A 23,015-nucleotide genomic window follows, 5' to 3' on the forward strand; every position below is an offset into this window, starting at 1 on the left:
GCGCCGCGGTGCCGGACGGTTCGGCGAGCGCGGGCAGGCGGGATCGCCGACGCGCGCCGTGCCGAGGGGTGAGGCGCGCGTACTCACCCGGTACTGACGAAACCGCCCATCTCGATCGGGCCGTTCACCATTTCCCGGTGACCGTTCCAGAGGCCGGTGTCGAAGGCGAAGTGCTTGTGCGGCCGACTCGTCGGATCGGCCGGTGGACAGGCGCCGGCCTCTGGGGCGGTGAGCGGACCCGCCGTCGCCGGCCCTGCTGCGGTGACGGTGCCCACAGCGCCCGTCGCTGTCGCGGCCATGCCGCTGACCAGTACGCCCCGCCTCGTGACTCCGCTGAAGGTTTCGTCGCTCATGTGCACTCCTTGCCTCGATGTAAAGCCCATGAATCGGACAGCAGACGTAGGATGTCTGCTGTCCGGCGGTCAGGGGGCGGCCACGTGAGGCAAGACCCTTGCGGCTACTTCGTGAATGTCATCGACCGGCAGGCCGGGCATCGGAGAGCTCTCGCCTCGGACCGCGCCGCCGACAGGCGCATTTCCTGTCGGCGAGGGACGCCGGTTCGAGTGCGACGCGGTCTCGGCGAGGTGATCGGCCGTCCGGGGCGCCGGGAGCGGGTGTCACCGGCCGGGTTGATGACCCCTCATGTGTCTGTGCACGAGACAGACGCTGCTCTCGCCTTCGATGCCCTTCATCGCGACCTGTCGACGACCGTCGGCGGCGTTCTGGCATGGGACCCATCACCCCCTCGGCGGGGTGAGGACGGTTCCACGGCCTGTCAGCCGAAGGCGGCGGCCAACCGTCCGACGACTTCACCGCGCTCGAGCCGGCCGACCCTGCGGCGATGTCCTCGAACGCGATTTCGGTGATGCGCGCGGACAGCTCGCCTCCGGCGCTGCCTCTCCCTGCTGGTGCGAGCAGGGCAGGGGCGGTGTAGGGAGGAGTCATGTCGCAGCGCGAGGAACGACTTCGCCGGCCGGTGCGTGCGGGTCGGGCGTGGGTCGCCGTCCCTGTCGCGTGGATCGTCGCCGTGTCCGTGACCGACGTTTTCGCGCCGTCCGACATCCATCTGGGTCCGCTGCTCGTCGCCGCCCCGGCGATCACGCCGTCGGTCGGCGGGCCCCGGACGGTGGGTCTGGTCGCCGCACTGGCGGTGGTCGCGCAGACGGCCATCGGGGTGCTGCGCGATCCGGACGAGCTGCTCTCGGCCAACCATGAGGCACAGATCATCGCCCTGGTGCTGGTCAGCACGAGTCTCGTGATCTTCTGCGTCCTGCGGGATCGCCACGCCAGAGAGCTGGCGCAGGTGCGCTACGTGTCCGACGCCGCCCAGCGTGTGGTCCTGCCGCCGCTGCCCGAGCAGGTCGGACCGCTGCGCGTCGCCTCCCTCTACCTTGCCGCGGAGGCCGAGGCGCAGATCGGCGGGGACCTGTACGCGGTGGCCCGTACCACCTCGGGCACCCGGCTGATCGTCGGCGACGTGCGGGGCAAGGGGATCTCCGCGGTCAATGACGCCGCCCTGCTGCTCGGAGCGTTCCGCGTCGCGGCCCACCGTCGGGCGAGCCTGGGCGAGCTGCTGACGTACCTCGACCGGAGCGTGTGCTGGGACCTGACGGAGCAGGGCGAGTCGGACCGGTACGGAGAAACGTTCATCACCGCCACCGTCCTGGACATCCCCGACGGGGACGGCCCGGTCCAGATGATCTCCTGCGGGCACCCGCCGCCGCTCGTTCTGCGCGACGGCCGGCCGACGACGATGTACGCCCCACGTCCCGCACCTCCGCTGGGCCTGGGTGAACTGACGCATCCGCTCTACCACGTGGACAGCTTCCCGTTCGAGCCGGGAGACCTTCTGCTGCTGTACACGGACGGTGTCACCGAGGCCCGCGACTCCACCGGCGCCTTCTACCCGCTCGCCGAGCGCGTCACCGGCTGGACCGAAACCGACCCCGATGCCTTCCTCGGCCGTCTCCGGCGCGACCTGCTGCACCACGTCGGCGGATACCTGAACGACGACGCCGCCATGATCGTCATCGAGCGGACCGCCACGCCCAGGGCCTGATCACCCGGCCGATCCAGCTGTCCGCCCCGGGCCACCCACCGGTGAGGGGCCGCCGTCGTCGCCCTTCACGTCGGAACGCCCGGGGCACTCCGGCAGCACCGCGCGTTCCTCGGTGCGTACGGCGGGGATCCAGGCGGTGGAGGGCGGGGCCTCGGTCGGCAGGCGGACGTGGAACCAGCGGGTGGACCGCCGGTCCTCCTCGTCGATGATGGGCTCCCCGTCCAGCACCTCGCAGTCGGCGGTCAGCACGTCGCCGTGCCACACCCTGCTCGGTACGACGTTCTCCGCCGTGTAGGGCCGCCTGGGGTCGATCGCCAGACCCAGGCTGCACCGCGGGGCCCGGTCGGCCCGCTCCCGGCAGGCCCGTTCCGCGTTGTACACCTGGATCGTGACACCCGCAGGTCCGGGAGGCGTGGCCGATGTCGCCCGTATCGCGTCCGAGCACAGGGCCGCGCCGGCGATCCCGCACAGCGCCGTGGCCAGGACGGCGGCGCGGGCCCGGCCACCCCGCCTCCGTGCCGCCCCGGGCGCCTCCTGGTGTGCGGCGATGCGGGCGAGCAGGCTCTCCGCGGTGTGCGGGGCGCGGGTCTCGTGGGTCGGTGCGAGGCAGTCGGCGGCCAGCGCACGCCAGAACGGCGGCACGGTGTGGTCCATGCGCAGCGGCGTACGCCCCTCGCCGTACTCCTGGACCGCGGCGCCCCGTGCCACGGGTGTGGCCCCGGCGAACGGTGAGCCGCCCGACGCGAACACCTCGTGGATGACGATGCCCAGCGCCCAGATGTCCGCGGTCGGCCGGACCCGTACGCCGAGTTCGCCGAGGGGAGCCCTCCAGCGCTCGGGCGGGAAGTAGTCCAGGGTGCCCATCGGTGGCGCGTACCCGTGGGTCCCCGTCAGCTCCGTCGCGAGGCCGAAGTCGGAGAGCTTCACGGAGCGGTCCCGGCCCAGCAGGACGTTCTCCGGCTTGAGGTCCGCGTGGACCCAGCCCGCCCGGTGGAGATGGGCGAGCCCTTCACAGATACCCGCGATCAGCCGGCCGCGATCAGCCTCCGGAACCCCCGCGTCGACCAGTTCCCGCAGACTGCCGGCGGCCCGCTCCATGACCAGCACGATCGCGCCCTCCAGGGAGGGGCGGTCGGGTGCGGCGAGAACGAACCACTCCAGGAGGCCGATCAGCCGGGGATGCCCGGCCCTGCGCCCTAGCTCGACCTCGCGGCGGGCGGACTCCACGATCCTGCGCGCCTGACGTGGCGCGAGCCCGGCCGTGGGCATGATCTTGAGCGCGACATCGGCAGGGCCCGGAGGCCGGGCTGTCCCGCCGGTCGGGGCCGGGTGCGCGTCGGCCGGATGCCCGTCGGCCGGATGCCCGTCGGCCGGGGGAGCATCAGCCGGGCGCGCCGCGTACACCGTGGACCACCCCCCGGAACCGATCAGCCGGTCGACCACCCAGTTCCCGACCTGACTGCCGGGTGGCAGCACGTCCGTCAGGTCGCATCCCGTGGCGCCCCCCGGGCCGTGCGGCGGTCTCATCGCGTGGCCTGCCGCTCCCGCCCTCCGGCTCTTGCCAGGGGCGGCAACAGCCGGAGGTGCTCCTCCCGTACGAGCCCGAACCGCAGCGCCAGCCCGACGATCTCCTCCCGCTTGCCGTTGCGCCGGTCGCCCTTGCCGGGCTCGGGTGCGTCCGGGACGCCGATGCGCAGCTTCTCCCCGGCGAGGTAGTCGATGTGCGAACTCACCGCCCGCGCCGTCAGCTCACCGCAGGTGGGGTGACCCCGGAGCCGTTCGACGATCTTGGGAGTGGTGGGGACCGCCACGCGCGACTGGTCACGCAGGCGCGGTTCGCAGAGCGCGACGAGGACGAGGAAGTACGTGGCCGTCTCGTTCAGGGAATACGCGGTGACCGTGCTGCTCCCCCAGGGGACACCCATGGCCTCGGGGTCCAGATAGACGTGGTCGGGGGCGAACACCTGGAAGGAGACCGGGACTTCACCGCGCGTGGGCAGCACGACGCGGGAGAACTCGAACGGGATCGGCGCCCCGACCCGGCGTGGTGGAACCCGCAGGTATTCCCCCGCCCCCTCCGGGTTCTCCACGAGATAGCTGTGGGTGGTGCTGTGGTTCGTCAACTGCCAGTGGTCGTCGGTCACTCGGATCTCCCCGGCGATCCGGGAGATCGCCGGGTCGTCGAGGCGCAGCTCGACGGGGATCCTCGCGGAGCCCCGTCCGAAGCGGGCGACTTCGCCAGGACCCAGCCGTAACGTCACCGCGTCACCGTGCGGTTCGCCGCCGTCGGCGCCACCGTTTCCCCGCGGCAGATGGACGACTACGCCACTCACCGCTCCCCCGTTCCACGCGTCGCTTGCCGGACCAGCGGAACGATACTCATCTCCCGGGGGAGTACACCGGCGCACTTCGGCCACATCGCCGGAACTGGTCGTTCCGGGCTGTGGATGACCCGTCCGGACCGCGCGCAGTGGGGAAAGTCACCGTACGGGGAGGGCAGGAGTCCGGGGCGGGTGAGGGGTGGGGGCCGAGGCAGCGCCGTCCGGTCACCTGACGGGATTCGTACGCTCCGTTCAGAGGGTGGGGCTGCCCGACACGAGGGGCGCGACCGTGCGGTCCCCGAAGGACGTCCACGGCTGCCATCCGCCGCTGGGAACTGTCTGGACGCGGGTCCGGACCCTGCCCGCGGCGGTGACGGCGAAGACGTGCAGCCGCCCGGTGGCGTCGAGCGCCGCCGTGGGAGTGGCGACGAGCCGGATGCCGGGTTCGCCGAACTCACCGCCGGGGTGTACGTCGCCGCCGGGAGCGACCTGCCAGCGGTGGTCGAGCCGGGCTCCGCCGGGCGTCAGGGAGAACGCCTCCAGCCGGCCGTCGGCGTTCACGGCGAACGCCGGGGCGGCGGCGCTCCAGCCGAACAGCGGCAGCCACTCGCCCCAGCCGCCGTTCGGCACGGCCTGCCGCCGGAGGAAGGTGCCCGCCCCCGACGGTCCGACGGCGGCGACGGCGAGTCGGCCGCTGCCGTCCCGGGCCACCTGGGGCGCGGCGCCGGCCGCGGCGCCGAATCGGTGCCATGACGCGGTCCAGGGACCGCCGGGGGTCTCCTGCCAACGGTGGTCGATGCCCGCCCCGCCGGGTGCGAGGGCGAACACCTCCAACCGGCCGTCGGCGTTCGCGGCGACAACCGGTGGAGCGCCCGCCGGCCCGCCGAATCCGGGCTCCCAGGGGTCCCAGGCCAGGGACCCGGCCGCCCTCTGCCGTCGCCGTGCGAAGGAGGCGCCGCCGGGGCTCGGGGCGAAGACCTCCAGCCGGCCGTAGGCGTCGCGGGCGACGGCGGGAGCCGCACCGGCCGGGCCGCCGAACTCCTCCCAGTCGTACCAGCCGCCGTCCGGCCGCTGCACCCGGTGGTGCAGGTCGGCGCCGCCCGGGGCGAGCGAGAACACCTCGAGCCTGCCGTCGGTGGTGCGCCCGAGTGCGGGAACCGCACCGGCCGGACCCCCGAAGGGCTCCCACTGCGACCAGCTGTCCGTGTGCGGGTCGAGCTGGACGCGCCGTAGCATCGCCCGGTCGGTGGCGTCGAGTGCGAACACCGTCAGGCGGCCGTCCACGTCGAGGCCGGCCACCGGGTTGTCGGGGCTCTGCCACGGCGCTGGTGTGTCCCGCCACGACAGGGGCGCCATGTACAGCCCGTTCCGGAACCAGCCCGCCGCACCGGCGTACCAGTTCTCCCCGTCACGGACCACCTCCACGGCGTGACCGGGCACATGCCCCGTGTATCCGGCGAGCTCGAAACGGAACGGATCCCGGGACGCGAGGACGTCGGTGCCCTCGTAGCCGTTGCGCGGACCGATGAACAGGTAGTACCAGCCGTCCCGTTCGACGACATACGGCGACTCGGTGACCGAGACGGTCGTGTCCGTGCTCGCGTCGGTGAACACGACGCCCGGCTCGCTCCAGTGACGCAGATCGGCGGACCGCCGGTGGGCGACGACGTGGTGGCCGCCGGGGCCGGAGAGCTCGGTGTAGTACATGACCCACTCGCCGCCGGCCCGCAGCACCATCGGGTCACGCGCCACGAGCCCCCGGAACAGCGGGCCGGACGGTTCGCGGGTCCAGGTGGACAGGTCGGTCGACGTGGCGAGGTTGATCGCCGCGCCGTTCGCGCCGCCCGCGGCGTAGAACATCCAGAATCCGCCGTCCGCCTCGACGACGTGCGGCGCCCACAGGTGTTCCTCACCGAAGTAGGACGGGTCGACGACGAGCGCGTCGGGGTGGCTGGTCCACGGTCCGTACGGGTTCGGCGCGGAGGCGTGGGCGAAGGAGATCTCCGCCGCGCTGTCCGGTGCCTCGCCGCGCGGCGCACTGTTCCCGACGATGCCGAACAGGTGCCACCGGCCCTGTGCCTTGATCAACGTGTGGTCGTTGAGATACCGCGGGCCTGCGGAGGTGGACGGGTCGTAGACGTACGCGAAGGGTCCCGCGGCGACCTGGTGAGGGGGCGGGGCGTCCTCGGAGGCCGCGGCGGCGATGCCCTGGCCGGCGCCCAGGAACGGGAGGGCGCCGGCGCCGGCCGCACCGAGTAGCAGGCTCCGTCTGCTGATCGCAAGCATGAGTTCCTTCGGAGGGTCAGCCGACCGCGGGGCCGGCGGAGTTGTTGAGCCAGATCCATTCGGACCAGGTCGCGAAGCCGGTCTGCCATGTGTGGAAGGTGCCGGCGTGGCTGGTGCCGAACACCTCGATGCGGCCGTCGGCGTTGGTGGCGGCGGTGACCTCGGTGCCACCGGTGCCGAAGGCCGCCCATGCGCTGTAGGGGGCGTTCACGGCGGTCTGCCAGATGTGCATGGCCGTGGTGCCGCTCATGGCGAAGACTTCGACGCGGCCGTCGGGGGTGCGTTCGCTGGTGAGCTGTGAGTCCGCGGGACCGCCCATGGGTTCCCATCCGGACCAACCGGTGGGGCTCGTCTGGTACTTGTGGAAGACGCCGACCGGACCCGAGGCGAACACCTCCAGACGGCCGTCGGTATTGTGATCGACCGTCAGGTCGTGGCCGCCCTCGCCGAATCCGGCCCACGGGGACCAGTCACCGTCGGGTGCGTTCTGGTAGCGGTGCTGGAAGGTGCTGCCGTTGAGAGCGAAGACCTCCAGGCGCCCGTCGGGTGCCTTCCCCATCTCCACCCGGCTGTCGGCGGGTCCGCCGCCCGTGGACTCCCATCCCGACCAGCCGCCGTTCGGGGCGACTTGATACCGGTGGAAGAGCCCTGCCGGGCCCGAGGCGTAGACCTCGATGCGGCCGTCGGCGTTGACACCGGCCGCGGTGTCCTTGCCGCCACCGCCGAAGGTCTCCCATCCCGACCAGTTGCCGGACGCGCTCAACTGCCAGCGGTGCTGGAAGGTGTCCCCGTTGATGGCGAGAAGTTCCAGGCGTCCGTCGGCGTTCGGCGCGAGGGCGAGCTCGGCGTTGCCGGGGCCGCCGAGCGATTCCCACTCCGACCAGTTGCCGTTGGCCTCCTGCTGCCAGGCGTGGTGGATGCCGCCGGCTCCTGCGGCGAACAGCTCCAGGCGCCCGTCCGCGGACCGGGCCGACACGACCCGGCCCGACTCCGCCGGATACACCGGCGGTCGGGGCCGCGGACCACTGCCCGGGGTGCAGGGGAGTACGACGCCGCGCTCGGCGAGGTAGACCTCGGGGTCGATGCCGTAGGAGGTGGACGGGTCTCCCCAGATCCGCAGGTGGAGGTGGGGTCCGGTGGACTGTCCCTCGGAGCCCATCAGAGCGATCTGCCGGCCGGCCAGGACACGGTCGCCGACGGAGACGTCCCGCCGGGTCATGTGCCCGTACTCGGAGATCCTTCCGTCGGGGTGCCGGATCCGGATCCACTGGCCGTAGCCGCTCTCGTACCCGGAGATGGTCACCTCGCCGTCGCCCACGGCGTAGATCGGAGTGCCGACGGAGTTGGCGATGTCGACGCCGTTGTGGCCGTCGTGGAAGTGCTGGGACACGAAGCCGGCGGCCGGGCAGGCCGCGGGGGCGGCGACAGCGGTACGGGCGGCGGCGGCCGGAGTCGCGGGCAGCAGCAGCGTGGGCGGCAACAGAGCGGCTGTCGCCGCGAGAACCCAGGTCTGCGTGCGTCGGGAAAGCCCTGGAAGCACGAGTCCTCCTCCCCTTGGCAGTCTCGGGGTGAGTGGGATGGACGGTCGGGGTCGTGCGGACGGGCGGTACGGAAGCTAGCAACAGCGCGGGCCCGGGAGACCCCGGAAGGTTACGGACTGACAGGCGGGAGCGGGTCGGCTAGGCGCCTGCTGTCGCCGGTCGTCGAGGTGAGCGCCCACGCACCGGGCGGCGGCGCTGTCCGAGCAGTGGTTCACGGCGATGGACAGCGCCGCCGCCGGCGAGCTCCGGCGTGATCCGAACGAGAGGCCTCAGTTCATCGCGGGGCCGGAATCGTTCAGCCAGGCCCATGGGGACCAGGTGGCGAAGCCGGTCTGCCATCGGTGGTAGACACCGGCGTGGCTGGTACCGAACACCTCGATGCGACCGTCGGCGTTGTTGCCCGCACCGATCGACGTGCCGCCGCCGCCGAAGTTCTCCCACTGCGAGAACGCCGCGTTCGGGCCCGTCTGCCAGGCATGGCTCGCGGTGGTGGCGTTGATCGCGAACACCTCGACCCGCCCGTCGACCGAACGCGACGTGGCCAGTTCGGCGTCCGGGATCCCGCCGGTTCCGGTCCACTCGGACCACGAGGTGGGGCTGGTCTGCCAGCGGTGGAACACCCCGTCGGCGTTGGAGGCGAACACCTCCAGTCTGCCGTCCTGGTTGTGGCCGGCGGTGACGGCGCGTCCTCCGGTGCCGAAGTTCTCCCAGGCGGACCACCCGCCGTTGACGCCGGTCTGGAACAGGTGCTCGAACGTCGAGTCGGACAGTGCGAAGACCTCAAGTCGGCCGTCGGGCGCGTTCTCCATGGCGAGGCGCGCGTGGGCCGGACCGCCGTGGGTGCCTTCCCAGGCGGCCCAGCCACCGCTGGGCGCGGTCTGCCAGCGGTGGAACACCCCGTCCGCGTTGGAGGCGAACACCTCGATCCGGCCGTCGGCGTTGTTGCCCGCCGCCAGTCGTGACCCCCCGGTGCCGAAGTTCTCCCAGGCCGACCACTCGGCGCTGGGTCCGGTCTGCCACATGTGATCGAGCGTGCTGTCCGACAGCGCGAACAGCTCCAGTCGCCCGTCCGCGTTGGACGCCACCGCCAGCTGGGCGTTGCGCGGCCCGCCCACGGCCCGCCACGGCGACCAGGCGCCGTTCACCGCGGTCTGCCAGGCGTGATGGACGCCGTCCGCACCGGCGGCGAACGCCTCCATGCGTCCGTCCGCGGACCGCCCGGACACGACCCGGCCGGAGGCGTAGGGGTGCTTGGGGCCGGCGCTCGTACCGGACCACAACGCGTTGGCGATCAGTGTGGCGTCGCCCGCCTCGATCCCGTACAGGTAACGCAGGTCCTCCCTCGGTTGCTGCACACGCCAGCAGACCTCGCCGATCGGCGCGTTGTTCCACGAACCGCCCGGATACAGCTGTTCCATCGCGTCGAGGAAGGCGTTGGTGGCGTACGCCGGGTTCAGGCGCTGCTCCCGGGTGCCCCACCAGTCCTGCTGCTGGAACAGTCCGATGCTGGTGTGGTCGACGGCCTCGGAGTAGTTGTTCATGCTGGTTTCCACGATGATCGTGGCGATGGCGGTCGCCGCGGCTCGCTGATTGAGCCCCCGGTCCTTCACCGCCTGCGTGACCATGCGCGCGCAGGACATCTTGTACGCGTTCAGATAGCCGGCCATCTTCGCGCCGAGCTGCGGGTTGAGCTGGTCGGCCATGACGCCGTCGGTGGCCGACGGACCCGCCGGGTCGCACGGCGCCGTCGGAATGGCCAGGCCCTGAGGGCCGCTGAAATACCGGGAGACACCGGACCGGTCGTCGCCCGCCCCCGGAGCGGGTTCGGGCCGGGCGACGGCGACCGAGGTCGTCATCCCGATGACCAGCGCCCAGATACCTGTCAGCAAGGCCAGTGCGGTGCATATGCGGTATGAGCCGCGTCTTTCCATGGGGGTGCCCTTCCGTCGTGAACTCCGGTCGTCGGCGGCCGACAGTAGGAAGCACCGATGAAATACCGATGGAATCGGCCTTCCCGCGTGCGTTTCATCGGGATGTCATCGGCCACTGCCAAGGTCCTGAGCCGTAGGCAGACCCCCATGGGAAGGAATCGGATGCGAGCGAAGAGGACCACGGCCGCGTTGGCCGGACTTCTGCTGACGGCGGGGCTTTCGGCGATGCAGACGTCCACGGCGCAGGCGGCAGCGGCTCCGTGCGTGGGCACTTACACGATCGTCGTCGGCGGCACGGGAAGCTCGTGGAACAACGACGGCTTCACCGGCGACATCCAGCAGCACGTCGGGTATCCCACCCAGATTCCCAACGGCGCGAGCGCCCGGGCGGGCGTCGACGAGCTGAACCGGCTGGTGCGCGACCAGCGTGCCGCGTGCCCGGGCCAGCACGTCAAGATGGGCGGGTACTCCCTGGGTGCCGCGGTGGTGCACACCTGGGTCACCGAGAACTGGCAGACCTTCGACAACGTGAACGCCGTTCTCATCGCCGACCCGAAGCGTCAGGGAAACCCCGGCGCCAACGGGGGATCCGTGCCGTTCGGCGGTATCGTCGGTGCCCCGCTCGCCGGTGCCGACAGGTTCTTCGGCGACGTACCGGTCAAGACGATCTGTCACTGGGACTACGTCTGCGACGAGTCCGCCGGCATCTGGACGTACCCGCACAACCATGTCGTGAACTACCCCGAGGACTTCAACATGGATCACCACAACGACAGCGCCGACGAGCAGTGGTACAACGGCGCCTGGTACCCCGCCGCCTGGTGATCAGGGGCCGCTGGACCCTGCCGAGGGGATGAGGCCGAGACCGGCCTCGTCACCGCGCAGGATCATCTGGTGCGCCCGCCGCAGCATCCGGCTCGGAGCAACCCCGAGGTTGTCGGCGAGAAGGCGGCGGGCGCGCTCGAACACCGTCAGGGCGTCGGCCTGGCGCCCGTTACGGAACAGGGCCCGCATCAGCATCGCGGCCAACGGCTCGTTGAGGGGATGCGCGGCCGACAGGGCGAACAGCTCGGCAATCGCCTGCGCGTCCTGGCCCAGGCGCAGTTGCCACTCCAGTTTCCGCTGCACGATCGCGATCCTGCGCTCGGCGAGCCGCAGCCGCTCCAGCTCGGCGAGCGGCCCCGGCAGGCCGGCCAGGGGTTCGTCGCGGAACAGCTCCAGCGCCTGGGTACAGAGACGGACCACATCGAGGGGGTCACCCGCGCGATCGGCCTTCCCGATGCCGGTGACGAGCTTTTCCAGGCGTGCCACGTCCACGTCGACGGCGCCGGGGACCAGCCGGTATCCACGGAGTCCGCGCTCGATGACCGAGTCCGGACCGCCCCCGACGCGCAGGGCCTTGCGTAACCGGTAGATGTACACCGGCACCACGTTCGCGACCGGCGGCTCCATCCCCCATACGCCGTCGAGCAGTTCCTGCTGACTGAAGGACCGCCCCGCGACCGGCGCCAGGGCCGCCAGGACGGCTTGCTGGCGCAGATGCCCCAGGTTCAGGGGCCGGCCGTCCCGCCATGCCTGTAACGGCCCGAGCAGGGAGATCCGTACCCTCGGCCCCGCCGCCCGCACGGAGACGCTCCGGGGAGCCGGTCCCACCGGCCGCGTGCGGGGGCCGTTGCCGGGGACGGCCAGACCGCAGTCGAAGGCGTGGACGATGGCGGCGGCCCGGTCACGCAGACCGAGCTTCACCAGGATCCGCGCGAGGTGCTCGGCCACGGTGTCCTCCGGGATGGCGAGAGCGGCGGCGATCTCGTCGTCCCGCAGGCCGCAGCCGACCGCGGAGAGCACCTGGCGTTCCTGATTCCTGAGCGTGGCGGTGGGGCGGAAGGTGGTGACGGTCGTCGGCATCGCTGCTCCCCGGGCTCCGGACGGGTCGGTCTGGCGGGCGTCGACAAGTTAGTGGGGGGAGCGTCGGGCGGGGCATCCGGAACGATCCGGAGTGACACGTGCGGGTTCCCGAGGGGGCGGCGGACGGGGGGCGTACAGCCGCCCGGCCGTCGTCGGCTCGTCCGGACGCGGCGGTACCGGGCGGTCCCGGCCCGTGTCCGCGCTCAGGCGCGCGGTCCGGCGCCGTGCAGCAGGGTGTCGATGATGCGGGCGGCCAGGGTGTCGGTGTCGATGCCGGTGTCGTCCGGGCTCCCGTGCAGGGATTCCCCGAGGAGCGCGTAGTAGACCCGCCGTAGCCAGTAGAGGTCGGCCGCCTCGTCGACGAGCCCTTCCGCACGGGCCCGCTCCAGCACGGTGATGCAGCGTCGGCCGATGTTCTGGTGCAGAGCGGCCGCTTCGCTGTCCGGATCGGCCGGCAGTTCCAGGGCGAATGTCCAGGCACCCTTCACCTCCAGCACATTGGCCGTGATCCGGTGCAGGGCCACCAGGGGAGGGGCTGTGTCCGGGCGGCCGTCCTCCACGGCCTGGGCGAGCTGGCGGGCGGCAGACGAGACCAGCGCCTCGATCAGCGCCTGCCGGTGGGCGAATCGCCGGTGGATCGTCGTCCTGGCCACCCCCGCCGCCGTCGCGATCTGCTCCATCGACGCGCCCGGATCCGTGGACAGCACACGTTCGGCCGCCTCCAGGATCGCGCGCACGCTGCGCTCCGCGTCCGCCCGCAACGGTCGTGCCCCTGTCCCACCCATGGCGCCTCCCACTCATCCGCTTGACCTCCAAAACGATACACCGCTGCACCATCTCCGAAATATCTGAGTCAAAGCTGTTGCAGTTACCTAGTGAGTAGGTACTCTCCTGTCTCAGTTGCTCATCGAGTGAAGGAGTCTTCCCATGCACAGCGCAGCGCTCGTCACCGGTGCCTCATCCGGACTCGGCGCGGAGTTCGCCGCACAGCTCGCCGCCCGTGGGCACGATCTGGTCCTGGTGGCGCGTTCCGAGGACCGGCTCACCGCCCTCGCCGAGCGTCTGACCTCGGAGCACGGCATCCGCGCCCATGTCCTGGTCCAGGACCTCGCCGAGCCCGACGCGGCACGGCGGATCGCCGACCGGCTCACCGCCCGTGGCCTCGGCGTCGACCTGCTGGTCAACAACGCGGGGTTCGGCACGTGCGGCCGTTTCGAGGACATAGACCCGGGCCGTGACCACGATCAGCTGATGGTCAACGTCGTCGCGCTCGTCGACCTCACCCACGCGCTGCTCCCCGGCATGCTGGAACGCGGCACGGGCGCGGTCGTCAACGTCGCCTCCACCGCGGCCTTCCAGCCCTCCCCGTACTTCGCCGTCTACAGCGCGGCCAAGGGCTTCGTGCTGAACTTCGGGCTCGCCCTGCGCCAGGAGTACCGCGGGCGTGGCATCCGCGTGCTCACCCTGTGCCCCGGGCCGGTGGACACCCCCTTCTTCGAGGCGATCGGCACCCGCAAGGCGGCCGTCAACGGCTCGATGACCACTCCGGAGCCGGTCGTACGCTCCGCCCTGCGCGCACTCGACCGCGACCGCGGCTACGTCACCCCAGGACTCGGCAACGCCCTGGCCGCACATCTGCTGCCCCGTCGGCCGCGCACCCTGGTCGCCGCCGTCGCCGAACGCGTCACCCGTAAGGTCCTCACCCCCTCGGGCACCGCCCCGCAGCCGAAGGAGTACTCGGCATGAGTTCCTCCACGGTGCCGGCCGCGGGCGCCGCCGCCGCGATGCTGCTCGTCGGCACGTCGACCGCCGTCTCCGCGACGATCGCCGACTACCCCGTCCTCGGCGGCCAGGCCCTGCGCTACGCGCTCGCCGCGGCGATCCTCCTCGCCGTCGTACGCCACCGGCGCTTACCCCGGGCGGGCCTGACGCCCCGTGACTTCCTGCTGCTGGCGGCACTGGCCGCCACCGGCCTGGCCGGCTTCAACATCCTCCTGGTGGAGGCCACCCGGCACGCGAGCCCCGCCATGATCGGCACCGTGGTCGGAGCGATCCCCGTCGTCCTGGCCCTCGTCGGGCCGTTGACGCAACGCCGCCGGCCCGCCGCCCGCATCGTCGGAGCCGCGGCGGTCGTGACCCTCGGGGCGGCCGTCGCCGCCGGGCTCGGTGGTGGCAGTGCGCACGGCGTGCTGCTGTCGCTGGGGGCGCTCGCCGGCGAGGTCGCCTTCTCCCTGCTCGCCCTTCCCCTGCTGCCCGGACTCGGCCCCTTGAGGGTCGCCGCCTATTCCGCGGCACTGTCCGTGCCCATGCTGCTGGCCGCGAGCATCGCCCTGGACGGGACCAGTGCCCTGCGCCTGCCCACCCCCACCGAAGCGGCTGCTTTCGCCTACCTCGGCGCACTCGTCACGGCCATCGCCTTCTTCCTCTGGTACGACGCGCTGCGACGACTGGGTGCCGAACGAGCCGGACTCTTCGCCGGACTCGTCCCGGTGGGCGCGTTGCTCACCACCGTCGCACTCGGACTCGGCGAGGCGGGCCTCGCGGACGTCGCCGGCGCCCTGCTCGTCGCCACGGGTGTCGTCATCGGGCTGCGCCGACCGGCGGCGAGCGGCGGTGTGGTGCGGGGCGGCGGCTCCGGCCGATGGGCCCGTGCTTCCTCCGGCCTCACGTCGTCGAGGCGCGGTCGAGGGCGACGGGGTGCGCCGAGTGACCGCGAGGCCAGGCCGTGAGGGCGGCTCCGCGCGCCACCGTCCGTGATCAGGTCGACCAGACGACCCTGCCGTTGTGCACGATGGCCACCTTGGCGTCGGCCCGGAAGACCAGCTGGGCGCCGCCGTGGTCGTGGGTCTTGGAAGCCCAGATCGGACGGTCGTCGCCGTTGTGGATGACGAGGTTGCCGTCGGGCTGGAAGATCGCACGGTGGTTCTGGCCGAAGGTCATGGCCGCCCAGATGGGCTTGTCGTGCTCGTTGTAGACGACGAGGTTGCCGTCGGCCTGCATGATCATGCGGATGCGGTTGGTGGTCCAGGCCTGGTCGACCTCCAGGACGCTGGGCGCGGAGACGGTCACCGTGGTCCAGTCCGGTTCGGGAGCCACCTTGGGCTTCGGCTCGGACGTGGTCCTCTTCGCCCCCGGGGTCTTCGCCGGGGAGGGTGCGGGCGGTGCGGGGGCGACGGCAGCCTTCGGGGGCTCGACCGCCTTCGGCTTCTCCTTGGTCGGGGACGGGCTGGGCTTCCCCGCCACGTAGTCCTCAAGGGCCGCGGGGGCGGAATTCGGGTTGAGGACGGTGTCGGCACCTCCCGCCACCGGGCGCATGGGCGTGTTGTCCGGCCCCTTGTCGTTGGCGCTCCCCACCAGCAGCAGGGGTATCGCTACCAGGGCCGCGCCGATGAAGGCGGCCCCCGCCAGGACCGGGGCACCCGGGCGTCCGCCGTTGACGCCGGTGGCGGTCTTCGTGCCCGGTGCCGCCACGGCTGTCGTCGCCACGCCGACGCCCTCCTCGGGCGCCTCGGCGGTCGGTGCGGCGGCCGGAGCCGGGGTGGCGGCGGTGCTCCCGGCCGGCGTGGTGCCGGACTCCGCCTCGGGGGTGGCGGCTGCCGCGGCCGGAGTCTCCTCGGCCGGCGGGGAGGCCGGGGGACCGGTCACGGCCTCCTGTTCGCCGGGGGTGGTGGCCGCCGCCGCGTTCGCGCCGGGGGCGGGTTGCTGGGAGGACATGCGGTACTCCTTCTCGGTGGCGGAGCCGTTGGTGCGCAGCGGTCCGATGGGCCTGGCGTACACCTGCTGGCCCGCGGGGGAGTTGGCGATCGCCGGACCGTGGTGGGCCGGGTCCCCGGTCCTCGCCGTCGAGATCCGCGCGACCCTGCGCGAGGGCGGCCGCTGGTCCGGCGGCTTTCCGAACTGTGAGGCATACCCGAACGAACGGCCACGTTCCGGATGTCCGGGCGGGTGAGGCACCGTACGCCGAAGAGGCCGATGGCGTACACAACGTAGCCGGTCGTGGGGGCGCGGACCGGCCTCTCGCCCCGACACCTCCGTTCGCTATGTCCTCCTGTGCCTCACTGCTCCCGGAAAGTTCTCCACTCGGTCAGTAAACGGACACATGGACGCCTCAAACGGGCGCTGGGTGAAACCCCATGGACACAGCTCATGTGACATCCTGTTGACTCCCCGATCTGATCAGCGTCGGCGTGCGAGCGCATGCCGTTCAGCACCTGAGAGTGCGTACAGACCCAAGAGTTCAGGTGGAGATGCGGCCCGGAGAACATCAAGAGGCCTTGAGCGGCGGCCCGTTCGGCAGCCCTGAATCCTCCGCCCCGACTGCCGACCCCGAACCCCCCGGCATACCCGAGGCCGTGAAGGCCGCAGCCCGCCGGGCGCCGGGGCACTGGGTCGGGGTGGTGGACCCGGAGTGGACCGAGGAGCGGACGCCGGCCGAGTGGGCGGTGCTGGGGGAGTGGCAGTCGGACGAGAGCGGGGGCGTGGGCGAATACCGCGCCAACCCGGCGTACCGGCCGTCGGCGCGCGTGCTCGGCTGGCCGGAGCCCACCGACCCGGTGGACGCGGCGGCGCAGCGAGCCGCCACGGGTTACGGCTCGGTGGAGGCGGCGCTCGCCGCGCTCGCGGAGGCGGACGTCACCGTGGTGCGTGGTCCGGACGGCGGGCCGCTCACGGCCGCCGGGCGGGACGGGGCGCCGGTGGTCCTGCTGTACACCTCACCCGTACACGAGCTCATGCCCGCGGCGCTTCTCCATGACGCGTCCTCAGCACAGGAACTGGCCCGCTCGCTGCTGGGTTCCGGCACCATGCTGATGGTCAACGCGGGGGCCGCGGCCCCCCTCTTCGTACCGGCGGACAGCCTTCTCGATGCTGCGCGGGCCGCAGACGTCGCGAGAATGTCCGCAGCCGACGCCGCGGCCGTGGAGGGTGCCGGCGCCACGGCGGTGACCCCCTCCGCGGACCGGACCGACAGCCCATCCGAACCCTGGCCCCGTACCACAGGGAGGACCCCGTGACGCGTTCGTCCCAACAACCCCCAGTCTCCTCATCTCCGCAGGTTCGTGCGGAGTCCGCTGCCGAGGAGCCCGTCGCGAGCGCATCGACCGCCGCTCCTGATGCCCCCGGCCCCACCCCCTCCACCGCCGCCGAGCCCAGGTCCGGGCCCGCGGAGGCGGAGGCCGCCGGAAACGCCCGTAAGGAGACCCCCGAGACCCCCGGGACCCCGGAGACCGAAGGGGAGGCCGGGAAGGCGTCCGGAGAGGCCGGAGAGGGCACGACCACCGCGCCCGAGGCCGCCCCCGGCGGCGCCCCGTCCGAGCCCGAGGCCGACCCCGGTGCCGCCGCTGTCGCGCAGAGCCGTCTGCCCGCGCTCGTACGGACCATGACCGCGACCGCGATCGGCCGGCCGCAGCAAAAGGCCGGGCCGGTGGGCAGGCCGGGCAAGGCGGTACTGGCCGGGGCCGCGGTGGCGGGGGCGCTGCTCGTGTCGGTGCCGCTGCTGGTAATCGCCGGGAACGACGACAAGGGCCCCGAGCGGCCGTCGGTGGCGGCGGCGGGGACCGTGCTCGACGGGAGCGGGCAGGAGGCGCCGGGCGACTTCGCGGTGACCCCCGACGGCACGGGTTCCCCGACCGCCGAGGACAGGAAGAAGGACACCGACGACCCGGCGTCCGGGAAGCCGGGGCAGAAGGCACCGGTGCCGGACAAGGCCGAGGACACGCCGAAGAAGGCCGCCGAGCCGGAGGCGCAGCCGAAGGAGCAGCCGAAGGAGCAGAGCGGCACGAAGGAGGCCGGCAGTGCGCAGAAGCAGCCCGCGAAGGCCCCTCCGGCCGTCACCTTCAGCGCCGCCGTCTCCTTCCGCAGCCATCTCTCGGGCCGTTGCATCGACGTACCGAACCACGACTTCAGCGACGGCAAGGCACTGCACGTGTGGGACTGCAACAACGCCCCCGCGCAGATGTGGCGGTTCGCGTCGGACGGCACCATCCGCATCAAGGACAAGTGCCTGGACGTCGCCAACGCGAACTTCAGCAACGGCACCCCCATCCAGATCGCCTGGTGCAACGGCAACGCCGCCCAGAAGTTCGCCCTGAACGGCGCCCACGATCTGGTCAACACGGCCGTCGGCATGTGCGTCGACATCGCGGGTGCCAACCGGGACCGGGGGGCGGCCCTGCAACTGTTGACCTGCACGGGCAACGACGCCCAGAAGTGGAGCACCTGACCGCAACGCCTCGACGCCGGGAGCGCCGCTCCCGGAACCCGTACGCACCGGGGACGAGGCATGATGGCATCGTCGGCTCGCCGACAAGCGCCCCCGGCGAATGGGGGAGTCCGCATATGACGCCGCCGTAGCAAGGAGGTTGGTGCGTGTCGCGCCAGGTACTGTCGGTCGGTCCCAAGGACCGCTATCGGACGATCGGTGAGGCACTCGCCGCAGCCCGTACCGGTGCGCTCATCAGCGTCCGGCCCGGGACGTACGCGGAGAACCTGGTGGTCAGCACCAGGGTCACCCTCACCGCCGCCGAGGGGCGGGGAACGGTGGAGATCCGGCCTCGCTCGGGCAGCGTGATCGCGCTGCGCGCCGACGCCGTGATGCTCTCCGAACTGACCCTGCGCGGCGGCGACGCCGAACTGCCCGCCGTGGACGTGCGGCGCGGGCAGGCCGCGTTCGACGGCTGCGAAATAGTCGGCGCCGCCTGGACCGCGATGCTGGCCGGCGGGACAGGCTCCCTCGTGCTGCGGGACTGCAGGGTGAGCAACCCGCAGGGCGCCGGCATCGTGGTGACCTCGGCAACACCCACCACCGTGGAGTCCAGCACGCTCGAACACCTCGGCACCAGCGGCCTGGTCCTCGCCGAGCAGGGCGAGGCACGCGTCCGTGACTGCACGGTACGAGACGCCCGCGGCAACGGCCTGCTCGCCAACGGCGAGACCCGCGGCACCGTCGAGGACTGCGACATCTCCTCCACCGACAAGCCGTCCATCGCGCTGGAGGAGAACTCCGCCGTCTCGGTCGTCCGTACCGTCGTGCACGACACCAGCACCGGTGTGCACCTGAGCAGCAAGGGCCGCACGACGCTGGAGGACGTCCGTGTCACCGGAGCCTCCGGGAACGGGATCGCGCTGGCCGGGGGCACCGACCCGGTGCTGCGCCGCTGCCGCGTCTCACGCGTCCGCGGACACGGTGTGGTGGTCACCGACCGGTCGCGTGGCACCTTCGAGGACTGCTGGGTGGACGGCGCGCAGGGCGCGGCGCTGCGGGTCGCCGGTGCCTCCTCGCCCGCACTCACCGGCCTGACCGTCCGCGACTGCGACGGGGCGGGGCTGCTCCTGGAGGAGGACTCGGCGCCGGAGCTGGACCGCCTGGAGGTGATCGGCGGCTCGCCCGCGGTCGCTGTGCTCGGCGGCGCCAACCCGCTGCTGCGCCGTGCCCGGCTCGTGGAGCCCGTCGGCGACGGCATCGCGGCCACCAGGAACGCCCGGGGCCGCGCCGAGGACTGCGAGATCGTCCGGCCGAAGGGAGCGGGCGTGCGTGTGGCCTCCGGCAGCACCCTCTACCTGGCCGGTGGCGGGGTCTCCGACACCGCCACCAGCGGCCTGGTCGTGGAGGACGGCGGCAACGTCACCGTCCGCGACTTCCGCGTCGAGATGTCCGGCGAAGAGGGCATGGTGGTCGCCGCCGGCGGCGAGCTGACCGCCAACCGCACCGCGGTGCACGCCCCCAAGGGCCACGGCTACCTGCTCCACGAGGGCGCGCTCGCCTCGCTCAGCGGCTGCGAGGCCACCGGTGGTGCCCAGGACGGCTTCCGGGTGGAGTCCACCGCACCGGTCTCGCTGGTCAACTGCCTCGCCCGGGAGAACGAGGGCGGCGGCCTGGTGCAGACGGCACCCGGCGAACGGCTCGCCGTGGAGGGCCTGAACAGCACGGGCAACGGCAAGCGGGACGCCTGGGGCACTGGCAGCGCGGAGAACACCGACCCGGCCGGTTCCGGCGCCGCGGACGCGCCCCCGACGGACCGGGCGGACGGCCCGCTCGGCGCCCTCAACGCGCTGATCGGCCTGGAGAACGTGAAGCAGCAGGTGCGTACGCTGGTCAATCTGACCCAGCTCGCCCAGCGCCGCCAGCAACTCGGCATGCCCGCACCGCCGATGAGCAGACACCTGGTCTTCGCAGGTCCGCCCGGCACCGGCAAGACCACCGTCGCCCGCCTCTACGGGGCGATCCTGGCCGAGCTGGGATCGTTGCGCAGCGGGCACCTGGTGGAGGTCTCCCGCGCCGACCTGGTCGCCCAGGTCGTCGGCGGTACCGCCATCAAGACCTCCGAGACCTTCCAACGGGCGCTCGGTGGCGTGCTGTTCGTCGACGAGGCGTACACGCTCACCGCGGACAGCGGAAACGGCGGCGCGGACTTCGGCCGCGAGGCGGTGGACACCCTGCTGAAGCTGATGGAGGACCACCGCGACGACGTGGTGGTGGTCGCGGCCGGTTACTCCCGTGAGATGGACTCCTTCCTCGGCTCCAACCCCGGTCTCGCGTCCCGTTTCTCGCGGACCGTCGAGTTCGAGAACTACTCGGTGCCCGACCTGGTCGCGATCATGGAGAGCATGTGCTCCCAGCACCAGTACGAGCTGGGCGAGGGCACCGCGGAGGCGCTCGCCGCGCACTTCGGGGCGATGCCGAGGGACGCCGGTTTCGGTAACGGCCGTGCCGCGCGCGGGGTGTTCGAGGAGATGGTGGACCGGCAGGCGGTCCGGCTCTCCGAACAGGCGCAGGTCGGCGAACGCGATCTGCGCATGCTGCTTCCGGAGGACGTCTCCGTGACCGCCGCGGCGAAGGCCTCCGAGGCCGCCGTACCGGACGACGACCCGCTGACCCGCCTCGGGGACATGATCGGCCTGGCCGAGGTGAAGCGCGAGGTCGCGAACCTGGTCAACCTCATCACCACGGCCCGCCACCGTGCGGCGGCCGGGCTGCCGGTCCCCTCGCTCAGCAACCACCTGGTCTTCACCGGTCCGCCCGGCACCGGCAAGACGACCGTCGCCCGCCTCTACGGGGAGGTCCTGACCCAGCTCGGGGTCCTCGACCGGGGCCAGCTGATCGAGGCGGCCCGCGCCGACCTGGTCGGCCGCTACATCGGCCACACCGCCCAGCTCACCCGCGAGGTCTTCGAACGGGCCCGTGGTGGCGTGCTGTTCATCGACGAGGCGTACACCCTCACCCCGCGCGGCGGCGGCGCCGACTTCGGCCAGGAGGCGGTGGACACCCTGCTGAAACTGATGGAGGACCACCGCGACGAGGTGGTCGTCATCGTCGCCGGCTACACCGACGAGATGGAGCGCTTCCTCGCCTCCAACCCGGGGCTCTCCTCCCGCTTCCCGCGTCGCATCGCCTTCGCCGACTACTCCTCCGAGGAACTGGTCACCATCGTGCGGGCCCAGGCCACACACATGGGTTACGAGTGCGGACCCGGCACCGGCCCGCTGCTCAAGGAGTACTTCGACTCGATGCCCCGCGACCGTTCCTTCGGCAACGCCCGCCTCGCCCGCCAGGTGGTCGAGTCGATGGTCACCCAGCAGGCGGGACGGCTCAGTTCGCTGGCCGCACCCACCCTGGACGACCTGCGCGTCCTCCTGCCCGCCGACGTCACCGCCGTGGCACCGGAGGTGGCTCCCCGATGAGGCCGCCCGCACGCCGGATCGCCGGCCTGCTGTCCGGTGCTGGCCTCACCGCCGCGCTGCTGCTGGCCACGGCCGTACCGGCACAGGCCCTGCCCCCGTCGGGTGTCCCCGCGGCCGACGGGAAGAAGGGCCAGGAACTGCCGGGCATGCCCTTCGCCCTCGATCCCGAGGCCGAGGCGGTGGCCTGCACCCCCGCCTCCCGTGAGAAGGCGAAGAAGCAGGACTGGTCACGCCAGCGCCTCGACCTGGACCGGCTGCATCAGCACAGCACCGGTGCGGGCGTGACCGTCGCCCTGATAGGCACCGGTGTCGCCCCCGACGCGGCCGGGCTCGCCGGCCGGGTCACCGCCCCGGGCGAGGCCGCTGACGACTGCGTGGGACACGGTACGTTCCTGGCGGGGCTGATCGCCGGGACCGGCGGGGACAGTCCCCGTCTCGCCGGGGTCGCCCCGGGCGCGAAGATCCTGGCCCTGCGCGGCACCGACCGGCGCGGGCAGGCGGACTCCGGCCTCGTGGTGGACGCGCTGCGCGCGGCGACCGAGGCCGGTGCCGGGGTGATCGCGGTCGCGGTGGCCCTGCCGCGCCAGGACGCGGCGCTGAGCGGTGCGGTCGCCGACGCCCGCCGCGCGGGCGCGGTGGTCGTCGCGGCGGCCACCCCGGACCCGCCGTCCCGGGGCGGCACCGACGAGGTTCCGTCCCGCACCTACTGGCCGGCCGGTGAACCCGGCGTCCTCTCGGTCGCCGACATGCTTCCCGGCGGCACCCGCCCGGACGGCTCCCTGCCCACCGACGGCATCGACCTGGCCGCCCCCGGCGCCGGAGTGGTCTCCGGTGGCCCGCGCGGCGAGGGCCACTACCTCGGCGCGGGCGTCCCGGTGGCGACCGCCTACGCCGCGGGGGCCGCCGCGGCCGTCCGCGCCGCCCACCCCGACGACTCGCCGGACGACGTCATCCGCCGTCTGACCGCCACCGCGTACCCCGCCGACATCCCCCAGCTGGACGCCTACGCCGCCGTCACCACGGTCCTCGGCGACTCCGCCGAGCCCGCCGCGGCCGAGCCCGCCGCAGCCCCCGTGACCGTCCGCGACACGTCCGTCGCGGACCGGGCCGCCGGCCGCGCCGTCCTCTTCGTCCTGCTGGGATCCGCCGCCGTCCTGGCCGTCCTCTGGGCCGTCCTCGCCTTCTCCCGGGCCCGCGCCCGGGGCTGGCGTCCGGCGGGAGCGGGCGGAACCGGAGAGGCCTGAGGGCCTCTCCCCGTCGGGTGCCGTACGAAGGACTGTGGGGGCCACCACCG

Annotated in this window: 18 protein-coding genes; 9 read left to right on the forward strand and 9 right to left on the reverse strand. The window is 72.6% G+C overall.

Going from position 1 to position 23,015, the window contains the following annotated elements; translation table 11 throughout:
- Positions 1 to 83 precede the first annotated feature (83 nt).
- Positions 84 to 353, reverse strand: a complete 270-nt coding sequence (locus OG524_RS27885) for a hypothetical protein (RefSeq protein ID WP_405387971.1) — start codon at positions 351 to 353, stop codon at positions 84 to 86.
- A gap of 590 nt (positions 354 to 943) precedes the next feature.
- Here OG524_RS27885 and OG524_RS27890 point away from each other — a divergent pair.
- The gene (locus OG524_RS27890) at positions 944 to 2,059 is read left to right on the forward strand and encodes a PP2C family protein-serine/threonine phosphatase (RefSeq protein ID WP_405387970.1); all 1,116 of its coding nucleotides are present in this window, start codon (positions 944 to 946) and stop codon (positions 2,057 to 2,059) included.
- On the opposite strand, the gene OG524_RS27895 is transcribed toward OG524_RS27890, so the two are convergent.
- The 5 genes from OG524_RS27895 to OG524_RS27915 all read right to left on the reverse strand — a co-directional run bounded on the left by OG524_RS27895 (position 2,060) and on the right by OG524_RS27915 (position 10,138).
- Positions 2,060 to 3,586: a serine/threonine-protein kinase gene (locus OG524_RS27895; protein ID WP_405811862.1), complete on the reverse strand. Its 1,527-nt coding sequence runs from the start codon at positions 3,584 to 3,586 to the stop codon at positions 2,060 to 2,062.
- Entirely contained in the window at positions 3,583 to 4,392 is an 810-nt protein-coding gene (locus OG524_RS27900; RefSeq protein ID WP_405387968.1) for a serine/threonine protein kinase, read from the reverse strand. Before OG524_RS27900 ends, OG524_RS27895 begins: the two co-directional genes overlap by 4 nt.
- Before the next feature lie 240 nt (positions 4,393 to 4,632).
- Positions 4,633 to 6,666, reverse strand: coding sequence for a family 43 glycosylhydrolase (locus tag OG524_RS27905; protein ID WP_405387967.1), 2,034 nt, complete (start codon positions 6,664 to 6,666; stop codon positions 4,633 to 4,635).
- Between the two features lie 16 nt (positions 6,667 to 6,682).
- Positions 6,683 to 8,206, reverse strand: coding sequence for a peptidoglycan DD-metalloendopeptidase family protein (locus OG524_RS27910; protein ID WP_405811863.1), 1,524 nt, complete (start codon positions 8,204 to 8,206; stop codon positions 6,683 to 6,685).
- Between the two features lie 270 nt (positions 8,207 to 8,476).
- Positions 8,477 to 10,138, reverse strand: a complete 1,662-nt coding sequence (locus tag OG524_RS27915) for a peptidase M23 (RefSeq protein WP_405387964.1) — start codon at positions 10,136 to 10,138, stop codon at positions 8,477 to 8,479.
- 162 nt (positions 10,139 to 10,300) lie between these two features.
- On the opposite strand from OG524_RS27915, the gene OG524_RS27920 reads away from it, so the two are divergent.
- Positions 10,301 to 10,963, forward strand: coding sequence for a cutinase family protein (locus tag OG524_RS27920; RefSeq protein WP_405387963.1), 663 nt, complete (start codon positions 10,301 to 10,303; stop codon positions 10,961 to 10,963).
- Here the strand turns inward: OG524_RS27920 and OG524_RS27925 are convergent, their stop codons facing one another.
- Together OG524_RS27925 and OG524_RS27930 are read right to left on the reverse strand one after the other, a co-directional pair.
- Positions 10,964 to 12,043 (reverse strand): BTAD domain-containing putative transcriptional regulator, encoded by a 1,080-nt coding sequence (locus tag OG524_RS27925; RefSeq protein ID WP_405387962.1) that lies wholly within the window; start codon positions 12,041 to 12,043, stop codon positions 10,964 to 10,966.
- A gap of 203 nt (positions 12,044 to 12,246) precedes the next feature.
- Positions 12,247 to 12,828 carry a TetR/AcrR family transcriptional regulator gene (locus tag OG524_RS27930; RefSeq protein WP_405387961.1) on the reverse strand — a complete coding sequence of 194 codons (582 nt, stop codon included), beginning with the start codon at positions 12,826 to 12,828 and terminating at the stop codon, positions 12,247 to 12,249.
- Positions 12,829 to 12,970: 142 nt separating this feature from the next.
- On the opposite strand from OG524_RS27930, the gene OG524_RS27935 reads away from it, so the two are divergent.
- The gene (locus tag OG524_RS27935) at positions 12,971 to 13,789 is read left to right on the forward strand and encodes an SDR family NAD(P)-dependent oxidoreductase (RefSeq protein WP_405387960.1); all 819 of its coding nucleotides are present in this window, start codon (positions 12,971 to 12,973) and stop codon (positions 13,787 to 13,789) included.
- Entirely contained in the window at positions 13,786 to 14,772 is a 987-nt protein-coding gene (locus OG524_RS27940; protein WP_405387959.1) for a DMT family transporter, read from the forward strand. Before OG524_RS27935 ends, OG524_RS27940 begins: the two co-directional genes overlap by 4 nt.
- A gap of 28 nt (positions 14,773 to 14,800) precedes the next feature.
- Here OG524_RS27940 and OG524_RS27945 read toward each other — a convergent pair whose 3' ends face one another.
- Complete coding sequence (locus OG524_RS27945) at positions 14,801 to 15,757, reverse strand: mannose-binding protein (protein WP_405387958.1); 957 nt, start codon at positions 15,755 to 15,757, stop codon at positions 14,801 to 14,803.
- Between OG524_RS27945 and OG524_RS27950 the strand changes: the two genes are divergently transcribed.
- The 5 genes from OG524_RS27950 to OG524_RS27970 all read left to right on the forward strand — a co-directional run bounded on the left by OG524_RS27950 (position 15,756) and on the right by OG524_RS27970 (position 22,965).
- A complete protein-coding gene (locus tag OG524_RS27950; RefSeq protein WP_405811864.1) occupies positions 15,756 to 15,992 on the forward strand; it encodes a hypothetical protein in 237 nt (78 codons plus the stop codon). The genes OG524_RS27945 and OG524_RS27950 overlap by 2 nt on opposite strands.
- 298 nt (positions 15,993 to 16,290) lie before the next feature.
- The gene (locus tag OG524_RS27955; RefSeq protein WP_405387956.1) at positions 16,291 to 17,055 is read left to right on the forward strand and encodes a type VII secretion system-associated protein; all 765 of its coding nucleotides are present in this window, start codon (positions 16,291 to 16,293) and stop codon (positions 17,053 to 17,055) included.
- Complete coding sequence (locus OG524_RS27960; RefSeq protein WP_405811865.1) at positions 17,052 to 18,263, forward strand: ricin-type beta-trefoil lectin domain protein; 1,212 nt, start codon at positions 17,052 to 17,054, stop codon at positions 18,261 to 18,263. The genes OG524_RS27955 and OG524_RS27960 overlap by 4 nt, the downstream gene beginning before the upstream one ends.
- A 146-nt stretch (positions 18,264 to 18,409) precedes the next feature.
- Positions 18,410 to 21,721, forward strand: coding sequence for a right-handed parallel beta-helix repeat-containing protein (locus tag OG524_RS27965; protein ID WP_405811866.1), 3,312 nt, complete (start codon positions 18,410 to 18,412; stop codon positions 21,719 to 21,721).
- Positions 21,718 to 22,965 carry a S8 family serine peptidase gene (locus tag OG524_RS27970; RefSeq protein ID WP_405387953.1) on the forward strand — a complete coding sequence of 416 codons (1,248 nt, stop codon included), beginning with the start codon at positions 21,718 to 21,720 and terminating at the stop codon, positions 22,963 to 22,965. Before OG524_RS27965 ends, OG524_RS27970 begins: the two co-directional genes overlap by 4 nt.
- The last annotated feature ends 50 nt before the right edge of the window (positions 22,966 to 23,015 follow it).

It is taken from the genome of Streptomyces sp. NBC_01520, assembly GCF_045040375.1.
GTDB lineage: Bacteria > Actinomycetota > Actinomycetes > Streptomycetales > Streptomycetaceae > Streptomyces.